Annotated in this window: 8 protein-coding genes and 1 tRNA gene; 3 read left to right on the forward strand and 6 right to left on the reverse strand. The window is 65.6% G+C overall.

All coding sequences use genetic code 11. The features are described 5' to 3' along the window. Positions 1-50 precede the first annotated feature (50 nt). The 5 genes from EBBID32_RS16390 to zwf all read right to left on the reverse strand — a co-directional run bounded on the left by EBBID32_RS16390 (position 51) and on the right by zwf (position 5,548). Positions 51-563 carry a hypothetical protein gene (locus EBBID32_RS16390; RefSeq protein WP_006961121.1) on the reverse strand — a complete coding sequence of 171 codons (513 nt, stop codon included), beginning with the start codon at positions 561-563 and terminating at the stop codon, positions 51-53. Between the two features lie 65 nt (positions 564-628). Next, positions 629-1,252 carry a bifunctional 4-hydroxy-2-oxoglutarate aldolase/2-dehydro-3-deoxy-phosphogluconate aldolase gene (eda, locus tag EBBID32_RS16395; RefSeq protein ID WP_006961124.1) on the reverse strand — a complete coding sequence of 208 codons (624 nt, stop codon included), beginning with the start codon at positions 1,250-1,252 and terminating at the stop codon, positions 629-631. Positions 1,253-1,254: 2 nt separating this feature from the next. After that, a complete protein-coding gene (gene glk, locus EBBID32_RS16400; RefSeq protein WP_006961125.1) occupies positions 1,255-2,229 on the reverse strand; it encodes a glucokinase in 975 nt (324 codons plus the stop codon). Positions 2,230-2,265: 36 nt separating this feature from the next. Beyond that, positions 2,266-4,092, reverse strand: a complete 1,827-nt coding sequence (edd, locus tag EBBID32_RS16405) for a phosphogluconate dehydratase (protein WP_006961127.1) — start codon at positions 4,090-4,092, stop codon at positions 2,266-2,268. Further along, entirely contained in the window at positions 4,085-5,548 is a 1,464-nt protein-coding gene (gene zwf, locus EBBID32_RS16410) for a glucose-6-phosphate dehydrogenase (RefSeq protein ID WP_006961130.1), read from the reverse strand. The genes edd and zwf overlap by 8 nt, the downstream gene beginning before the upstream one ends. Positions 5,549-5,778: 230 nt before the next feature. Between zwf and EBBID32_RS16415 the strand changes: the two genes are divergently transcribed. Then, a tRNA-Leu gene (locus EBBID32_RS16415) sits at positions 5,779-5,863 on the forward strand. A gap of 97 nt (positions 5,864-5,960) precedes the next feature. On the opposite strand, the gene EBBID32_RS16420 is transcribed toward EBBID32_RS16415, so the two are convergent. Then, complete coding sequence (locus tag EBBID32_RS16420; protein WP_006961132.1) at positions 5,961-7,106, reverse strand: pyridoxal phosphate-dependent aminotransferase; 1,146 nt, start codon at positions 7,104-7,106, stop codon at positions 5,961-5,963. 65 nt (positions 7,107-7,171) lie between these two features. On the opposite strand from EBBID32_RS16420, the gene EBBID32_RS16425 reads away from it, so the two are divergent. Further along, complete coding sequence (locus EBBID32_RS16425; RefSeq protein ID WP_037491331.1) at positions 7,172-7,435, forward strand: hypothetical protein; 264 nt, start codon at positions 7,172-7,174, stop codon at positions 7,433-7,435. A 94-nt stretch (positions 7,436-7,529) separates the two neighbouring features. Beyond that, positions 7,530-9,266, forward strand: coding sequence for an acyl-CoA dehydrogenase family protein (locus EBBID32_RS16430; protein WP_006961136.1), 1,737 nt, complete (start codon positions 7,530-7,532; stop codon positions 9,264-9,266). Positions 9,267-9,281: the final 15 nt, after the last annotated feature.

The raw sequence follows: 9,281 nt of genomic DNA on the forward strand, positions 1-9,281 counted from the left end.
CCCCTCCGTCAACGCTTCGCATTGCCACCTCCCCTTGCAGGGGAGGATGTTTACGGCTGCGCCAGTCGGCCCTTGAGCGCGTCGATGCGGTCATTCTGGCTGTCGACGATGGCGAGGGCGGCGGTGCGGGCGGTGTCGAGGGCATCGAGACCGCCGCTTTCCTTGCCATCGGCGATGGCGCTGGTGCGATCGACATAGAGGGTGTCGAGGCTGGCGAGGGCGGAGACGCTGTCGTTGCGGGCGGTTTCGAGCGCGCTGATCGCGACCTGCGCGGCGACCCAGGCATCGCTGGATACTGACGAGCCGGAAGCGGCGCGGGCGGCTTTTTCCGCCGTGGCGTAGGCGGCGTCGAAGCCTGTGCGGCCGGTTTCCGACTGGGCGGTGAAGCGGCTGATCTGCTCGGCCAGCCTGGCGTCGGCGACGACCGGTGCCGGGGGCGGCGTGGCTTCGGCGACGGGGGCGCTTTCGATCGGGCGCTTGGCGAGAGAGGGATAGCTGAGCTGCGCGCCGGTGCAGCCGGACAGGAGCAGGGCGAGATAGGGGAGCAGCCGACGGGTCATCATGAACCTGCATCTAGGGGGCGGGGTGACGGGGCGCAATGGCCCCGCCCTACGTTATCCGCCCACTTTTATCCGCGCGGCAGGGCGGCGGCGGCGCGGGCCAGTTCCTCGATCTTTGCGCCATCGACCGGCCCCTTGGGCACGACCCAGCTGCCGCCGACGCATTTGATGAAGGGCTGGGCGAGCCATTCCGGTGCGCTTTTCAGCGTAATGCCGCCGGTCGGGCAGAAGCGGGCCGTGTGGAGCGGTGCGGCGAGGGCTTTCAGCGCAGGCAGGCCGCCCGATGTTTCGGCGGGGAAGAATTTGAAATGGGTAAGGCCCATGTCCATCCCGCGCATGATGTCGCCCGCCGTGGCGGTGCCGGGCAGGAAGGGGATTTTGGCGGCGATCGCAGCCTTGCCGAGCGGCTTGGTGAGGCCGGGGCTGACGATGAAGCGCGCGCCTGCCTCCATCGCGGCGTCGAGTTGATCGGGGTTGAGGACGGTGCCTGCACCGACGACAGCCCCTTCGACCTGGCTCATTTCCCGGATCACATCGAGCGCGGCGGGGGTACGCAGCGTGACTTCGAGCGCGGGCAGGCCGCCGGCGACAAGGGCGCGGGCGATGGTGAGGGCGTCCTCCACCCGATCGACCACCAGCACCGGAATGACCGGGGCGAGGCCCATCACTTTTTCGACGGTCAATTTGCTCATGTTCATTGCTCCCTAAAGGCGGCGGCGGCCCCGAACAGGCCGATTTCGTCGTGGATGGCCATACGGATCGGGACGGAGGCCATCAGGCTTTCAAACCGGCCCTTGGCCTTGAAACGGGTGTGGAAGCCGCTGTGCGGCAGGAAGTCGCGCATCCGCTGGGTCAGGCCACCGGCCAGCACCACGGCATGGGGACCATGGGCCAGCGCCAGATCACCGGCGACGGAGCCGTAGCAGAGGCAGAAGCGTTCGAGCGCGGCGCGGGCGAAGGGATCGCTGTCGTCGAGCGCGGCCTGCCACAGTTCGGGGTCCTCCATCAGCATGACGCGATCATGGCCGATCGTTGCCATCGCCTTGTAGATATAGTTGAGGCCCGGCCCGGACACGATCCGCTCGGTCGAGACGCGCAGGAATTTGTCGCGCAGATAGGCGAGGATTTTTTCCTCCAACTGGTCGAGCGGGGCGAAGTCGAGATGACCGCCTTCGGTCGCGATGACATGGGGATGGCCATTGTCATAGGCGATCATCGCGACGCCAAGGCCGGTGCCGGGACCAAGGATGGTGACGCCGCCGTCGCGGGGGAAGGGGCGGTCATCGCCGAACAGCAAAGGCAGATTTTCGTCTGGCAGGCGCGAGACGGCATGGGCGACCGCCTCGAAATCATTGACCAGCTTGACGGTGCGCACGCCCAGATCGTCGGCCAGCGTATCGGCGCGGACGACCCAGCTGGAGTTGGTCAGCTTGATGACTTCGCGCCCGATGGCGGTGGCGAAGGCGATCGAGACGGCGTCGGGCAGGTCGCCCGCGCCGCTGGCGGCTTCATCCTCGGCAAAGGCGGCCCAGCAGGCTTGCAGGCTGGGATAGTCGGCGACCTTATATTTGCGCACGGTGCCGAGCGTCGGCACGCCGCGCTCATCGAGCGAGGCGCGCGCAAAGCGGGCGTTGGTGCCGCCAATGTCGGCGGCGATAATGTTGGTCATGTCACTCTCCACGTCGTTCTGACCGAACGGATATTTTTACAGTTCGGTTTCCATGGCGGCGAGGATGGGTGAGGCACCCTGTTCGGCCAAGTCGCTATGATGGCGGAACAGGGCAAAGAGTTCGCGGCCTGTATCATAGGGCGGGGGCGGGGCGGCGGGGATGTCGCGGGCGTCCCAGGTGGCGGCATCGACCAGGGCGTCGATCGTGCCGCTCTGGGCGCAGACCCGGACGAGATCGCCATCGCGCAGCTTGCCGATGGGGCCGCCGCCGAGCGCTTCGGGCGAGAGGTGGATGGCGGCGGGGACTTTGCCGGATGCGCCGGACATGCGACCGTCGGTCACCAGCGCGACCTTGAACCCGCGATCCTGGAGGACGCCGAGCGCAGGGGTCAGCTTGTGCAGTTCGGGCATGCCGTTGGCCTTTGGTCCCTGGAAGCGGACGACGACGACGACATCGCGTTCCAGTTCGCCCGCCTTGAAGGCGCGCAGGACGTCATCCTGATCGTGGAATACCGCAGCTGGTGCCTCGATGGTCCAGAGCGCGGGATCGACGGCGCTGACCTTCATGACGCAGCGGCCCAGATTGCCCGCCAGCAGCTTCATGCCGCCATCGGCGCTGAACGGGTTGGCGACGGGGCGGAGCATGTTGTAGTCGCGCGAGGCGGGAACGTCGCGCCATTGCAGCGCGTCATTTTCCAGCACCGGTTCCTTGCCATAATCGGTGAGGTCGCCGCGCGCGACGGTCATGATGTCGCGGTGGAGCAGGCCGCTGTCCAGCAGTTCGCGGATGATATAGCTCATGCCGCCAGCGGCGTGGAAATGGTTCACGTCGCCGGACCCATTGGGATAGACGCGGGCGAGCAGAGGCACGGCATCGGAGATTTCGGCGAAATCGGTCCAGTCGATGCTGATCCCGGCGGCGCGGGCGATGGCGGGCAGATGGATGGCGTGGTTGGTCGAACCGCCGGTCGCCATGAGGCCGATGATGGCGTTGACGATCGCCTTTTCATCGACGCAGTGACCCAAGGGGCGGTAATCATCGCCGTTCCAGCCGATGCTGGCGAGGCGATGTGTCGCGGCGCGAGTGAGTTCCTGGCGCAGCTTCGTGCCGGGATTGACGAAGGCGGCGGCGGGCATGTGGAGGCCCATCACTTCCATCATCATCTGGTTGCTGTTGGCGGTGCCGTAGAAGGTGCAGGTGCCAGCGCCATGATAGCTGGCACTTTCGGATTCGAGCAGTTCGTCCTTGCCTACTTTCCCCTCAGCATAGAGCTGGCGGATGCGGACCTTTTCCTTGTTGGCGAGGCCCGACGGCATCGGTCCTGCGGGAATCAGGATGGTCGGCAGATGGCCAAAGCGCAGCGCGCCCATCAGCAGGCCGGGCACGATCTTGTCACAGATGCCGAGCAGGGCGACACCTTCAAACATGGCGTGGGACAGGGAAACGGCGGTGGACAGCGCAATCGTGTCGCGGCTGAAGAGCGAGAGGTCCATGCCCGCCTGCCCCTGGGTCACGCCATCGCACATGGCGGGAACGCCGCCCGCGACCTGTGCCGTTGCGCCGACTTCGCGGGCAGCGAGCTTGATCGCTTCGGGATAGCGGCCATAGGGCTGATGCGCGGAGAGCATGTCATTATAGGCGGTGACGATGCCGATGTTCATCGCCGCGCCGGTGCGGATGACAGGCTTGTCCTCCCCACTGGCGGCAAAGGCATGGGCGAGATTGCCGCAGCTTAGCTGATCGCGATTGGTGCCCGCTTCCCGGCCGCGTTCGATCAGGTCCAGATAGTGGCGGCGCTGCCTGGCGCTGCGCTTTACGATGCGTTCCGTCACCTTGGCGATGGTGGGATGCAGTTCAGTCATGCCAGCTGGCTCCGTCACGTTCGATAAGGGCAATGGCCGAGGATGGACCCCAATTGCCGGAAGAATAGGGGGCAGGCTTCATATTCGCCTCTTTCCACCCGTCGATGATCGAATCGATCCACGCCCATTGCGCCTCCACCTCGTCGCGGCGGACGAACAGGGTGGCGTCGCCGGCCAGCAGGTCGAGGATCAGCCGTTCATAGGCGATGCGGCGGCGCTGCCCGGCGAAGGCGGCGGTGAGCGACACGTCGAGCGTCACTTCATCGAGATGCACCTGCCGTTCAAGGCCGGGCCGCTTCGACATGATGGTCAGGCGGATATATTCTTCGGGCTGGAGGCGGATGACCAGCGTGTTGGATTCAAGGCCCGACCCATGGCCATCGCGGCCGAAGATGGAGTGGCGCACCGGCTTGAACTGGATCATGATTTCGGACTGGCGCGCGGGCATCCGCTTGCCGGTGCGCAGGTAGAAGGGGACGCCCTGCCAGCGCCAATTGTCGATATGCGCCTTGACCGCGACGAAGGTTTCGGTGGTCGATGGCTGGCCCAGCTCATCGGCATAGCCGGTGACGATCTGGCCGCCTACGGCGCCGGGCGTATATTGGCCGCGCACGCTGTGGGTCTTGACCGTTTCGGCGGTCATCGGGCGGAGCGAGCGCAAGGCCTTCACCTTTTCGTCGCGCACCGCGGTCGGGTCCATGCGCGCGGGGGGTTCCATCGCGATGATCGAGAGGATCTGGAGCATATGGTTCTGCACCATGTCGCGCAGCGCGCCGACCCCGTCATAATAAGAGACGCGGCCTTCCAGCCCCACGGTTTCGCCCACGGTGATCTGGACATGATCGATGCCCGTGGCGTTCCACAGCGGCTCGAACATCAGATTGCCGAAGCGCAGCGCCAGCAGGTTCTGGACGGTTTCCTTGCCCAGATAATGATCGACGCGGAAAATCTGATCCTCGGCGAACAGCGCGCCGATGCCGTCATTGACCTGTTTGGAGGAAGCGAGATCCTTGCCGATCGGCTTTTCCATCGCGATCCGGGTGAGCGGGGTGATGAGGCCGGCGTCGGCCAGACCCTGCGCCGTCGGGGCGAACAGGGATGGCGGGGTGGAGAGATAGACCGAGAGGCCGCGCTCCAGCCGGCCGTCGATCCGATCGGCCAGCGCCGCGAACTGGGTCGCATTGCCCGCCTCGACCGGCTGATAGCAGATCATGGTGCGGAAGGCGGCGGCGATTTGCGGGTCGTAGCGGTCGGCGCTGAGAAATTGATGCAGCGCCGCGTCGACATCGTCGCGAAAGGTATCATCGTCCATCTCCGACCGGCCGGAGGCGACGATCAAGAAGTCGTCGGGCAGCAATCCGTCGGACAGGAGATTGTAGAGCGAGGGGAAGATCATGCGCCGCGCAAGATCACCGGTGGCGCCGAATAGCAGGAACGTAGCAGACGATTCGGTCAAAGGATGGTCCTTCTCCGTTGAACATATCTATATCTGCACGATGACGCCCTTATAGCGCACGCGGATGATAGCGCAAGGAGGCTATCGTCCCGACGGCGATGCTGCAACGGCTGTGCTGTGATGCAGCGAAAATCGCGCGTCGTTGGCGCGATGGACGATGAATATGGCCCGGACTGATTTTCGGCTGGACGGGGAAGCCGGATTTTGTCATTTGGCGGCACCCAGGCCGTGCGGGCGTGGTGAAACTGGTAGACGCGCCGGACTCAAAATCCGGTTCCGCAAGGAGTGTCGGTTCGATTCCGACCGCCCGCACCATTTTTTTAGCCTCAGGCGCCGGCGCGGGCATCCGCCCGCTTGGCTATCCTCGCATAAGCTCGGGCGGCCGTTCGGCCTTGCGGACCCTTTGGGTCCGTTATAGCGCTTTGTGGCTATGCTGAGCCTGAAACCATGGCACCATCCGCGTGATGGCGTCCTGTACGCGGTCGGTGGAGACGGCGAAGCTGAAACGGATGAAATGATGGCCTTCGACCGGATCGAAATCGATGCCCGGCGCGGTGGCGACGCCGGTGTCCTGGAGCAGGCGATGGCAGAAGGCCAGGCTGTCGTCGGTCAGGTGGCTGATGTCGGCATAGAGGTAGAAGGCGCCGTCGGGCGGGGCTATGCTGGCGAGGCCGAGGGCGGGCAGGGCGTCGAGCAGCAATTGCCGGTTGCGGCGGTAGGTGGCGACATGACCGTCCAGTTCGGTGGTCTCCTCAAACGCCTGTAGCCCGGCCTGTTGCGCCAGGACCGGGGGCGTGAGGAAGAGGTTGCCCATGCGGGCGCGGGCGGCGTCGATCAGCGAAGGCGGCACGACGATCCAGCCCAGACGCCAGCCGGCCATGCTGAAATATTTGGAGAAGCTGTTGACGATGATCGCGTCGGGGGCGAATTCCAGCATCGAGCGGGCCGGGTCTCCGAAAGACAGGCCGTGATAGATTTCGTCCGAAATGATGGCGATGCCGCGGGCGGCGCAGGTGGCGGCGATGCGGGCCAGTTCTTGCGCAGGGATGATCGTGCCGGTGGGGTTGGCGGGGCTGGCGAGGATGAGGCCGTCGGGGGCGGGATCGAGCGCTGACAGCGCGTCGGCGCTGATCTGATAGCGTTCCGCCGGGCCGCAGGCGATTTCGAGCGGCTCCAGATAAAGCGCCTTCAATGTGTTGCGATAGGCCACATAGCCGGGGCGGGCGGTCGCGACCCGTGCGCCCGGCGCGAACAGGCTGGTGAGCGCCAGGACGAGGCCGGGGGATGCGCCGCAGGTGAGCAGGATGCGTTCTGGATCGATGGTGAGACCGTAGGCGTCGCGATAATGGCGGGCGATCCGGCCTTTCAGCGGCTGGCTTTCCCAATAGCCCATCGGATCGGTGTCCAGCACATGATGCGCCACCGCAATGGACGCGGCGGGCGCGCCGGTCGAGGGCTGGCCAAATTCCATGTGGAGGATGGAGCGGCCTTCCGCTTCGAGGCGGTGGGCTTCGCGGCTGATGGCGATGGCGTGGAACGGGTCTATGCTGGCAATCATGGGGTCTGCCTAGAGGGGGAGGCGCGTGGCTGCAACCTTGGGCGCTGATGCGGCGTTGGGGCGGGATGGATGAGGCTGTGCTGACAGGGTTGCAATATTATGGCGCGGGGGTGGCGGTGCTGGCGGCGTTGCTGGTGTCGCTCAATATCGGGCGGCGGGTGACGGGGTGGGCATTCGTGCTGTTCGTCACAAGCTCGATCGCGCTGATCGCCTGGGGGTTTCTGGCGCAGGATAATGAGGGGATCGGCTGGCAGAATGTCGCTATGCTGGGGATCAATCTGGTCGGGGTCTGGCGCTATCTCTTGTCGTCGCACAAGCCGGGCGATTGAGGTGTGAACAGTGAGCCGGACATAAGCCATTCTTCAGAAAATTGACTGTAACATATGTTTGGTGTAACGGCGTTGCGACAGAAGAGGAACCGCCATGCAGACCTATATCCCGCCGATCGACGATTATCGTTTTTTGCTGAACGAGGTTCTGGGTTTCGACCAGGCGATGGCGGAGCTGGGCAAGGAGGTGGACGCTGATCTGGCGCTGGCGGTGCTGGATGAGGCGGGGAAGGTTTGTGCCGAGCGGCTGCATCCGTTGAACCGCGATGGTGACGAGCAGGGCAGCCGTCTGGTCGATGGCGCGGTGCAGACGCCCGACGGCTTTGCGCAGGCCTATCGCGATTTTGCCGATGGGGGATGGACATCGCTGTCGGCGGACCCGGCGCATGGCGGGCAGGGTCTGCCCTTCATCCTGCAACTCTGGTTCGACGAGATGATGTCGGCCACCAACCTGTCCTTTGGCCTGTTCCCCGGCCTGTCGCGCGGGGCGTGCGAGGCGATTGCCGCCCATGCCAGCGAGGAATTGAAGGCCACCTATCTGGGGCCGCTGGTGAGCGGGACATGGACCGGGGCGATGGCGCTGACCGAGAGCGGGGCGGGGACCGACCTGGCGCTGCTCAAGAGCCGGGCGACGCCCAAAGGCGACGGCAGCTATGCGGTGGCGGGGACCAAGATTTTCATTTCGTCGGGCGACCATGATTTTGGCGGCAATATCGTCCATCTGGTGCTGGCGCGGCTGCCCGATGCGCCGCCGGGCGTGAAGGGCATCAGCCTGTTCCTGGTGCCCAAATATCTGCCCGATGCCGATGGCGGCTTTACCGTGCGCAACACCATGTCGGTGGGATCGCTGGAGAAGAAGATGGGCATCCACGCCCAGCCGACCTGCATGATGCATTATGATGCCGCGACCGGATGGCTGGTGGGCGAAGCGCATCGCGGGCTGGCGGCGATGTTCACCATGATGAATGCCGAGCGGTTGATGGTGGGCGTGCAGGGTCTGGGGGTTGCGGGCGGCGCCTATCAGCAGGCGGTCGCCTATGCGCGCGACCGGGTGCAGGGGCGCAGCGCCGACGGGACGCGCAGTCCGGTGGCGATCATCGACCATGCCGATGTGCGGCGGATGCTGCTGAATGTCCGCGCGTTCGTGGAGGCCGGGCGGGCGCTGGCGGGGTGGACCGCGCTGCAACTGGACCGGGCGCATGGTCATGCTGATGCGGGCGAGCGGGCGAAGGCCGACGCGCTGGTGGCGTTGCTGACGCCGGTGATCAAGGCGGCCTTTACCGATTATGGCTTTGAGAGCGCGGTGCAGGCGCAGCAGGTCTTTGGCGGCCATGGCTACATCCGCGAATGGGGGATGGAGCAATATGTCCGCGATGCGCGGATCGCGCAGATTTACGAGGGCACCAACGGGGTGCAGGCGATGGATCTGGTGGGGCGCAAGCTGCCGATGGCGGGCGGCGCGGTGGTCGAGGGTTTCTTCGACGGGATCGCGGCCGATGTCGCTGCGGCGGGCGATCTGGTGATTGCGGTGCGGACCGGCGAGGCGCTGGCGTTGTTGCGCGAGGCGACGGTGGCGCTGCGCGGGGCGGGCGTGGACGCGACCGGGGCGGCGGCGGTCGATTATCTGCGTCTGTTCGCGCTGGTGGCGATGGGGTGGATGTGGACGCGGATGGCAGTGGCGGCGGGTGCTGGCGAGACGGCGTTGCATCACGGCAAGCTGGCGGTGGCCGACTATTATGCGCGGCGGGTGTTGCCGCAGGCCGGGGGCTTGGCGGCGAGCATCGCGGCGGGCGAGGGGGCGATCATGGCGCTGGCGGCGGAGGCGTTCTAGCACTACTTTGGCAGA

The organism is Sphingobium indicum BiD32 (genome assembly GCF_000382885.1).
GTDB classification, from domain to species: domain Bacteria; phylum Pseudomonadota; class Alphaproteobacteria; order Sphingomonadales; family Sphingomonadaceae; genus Sphingobium; species Sphingobium japonicum_C.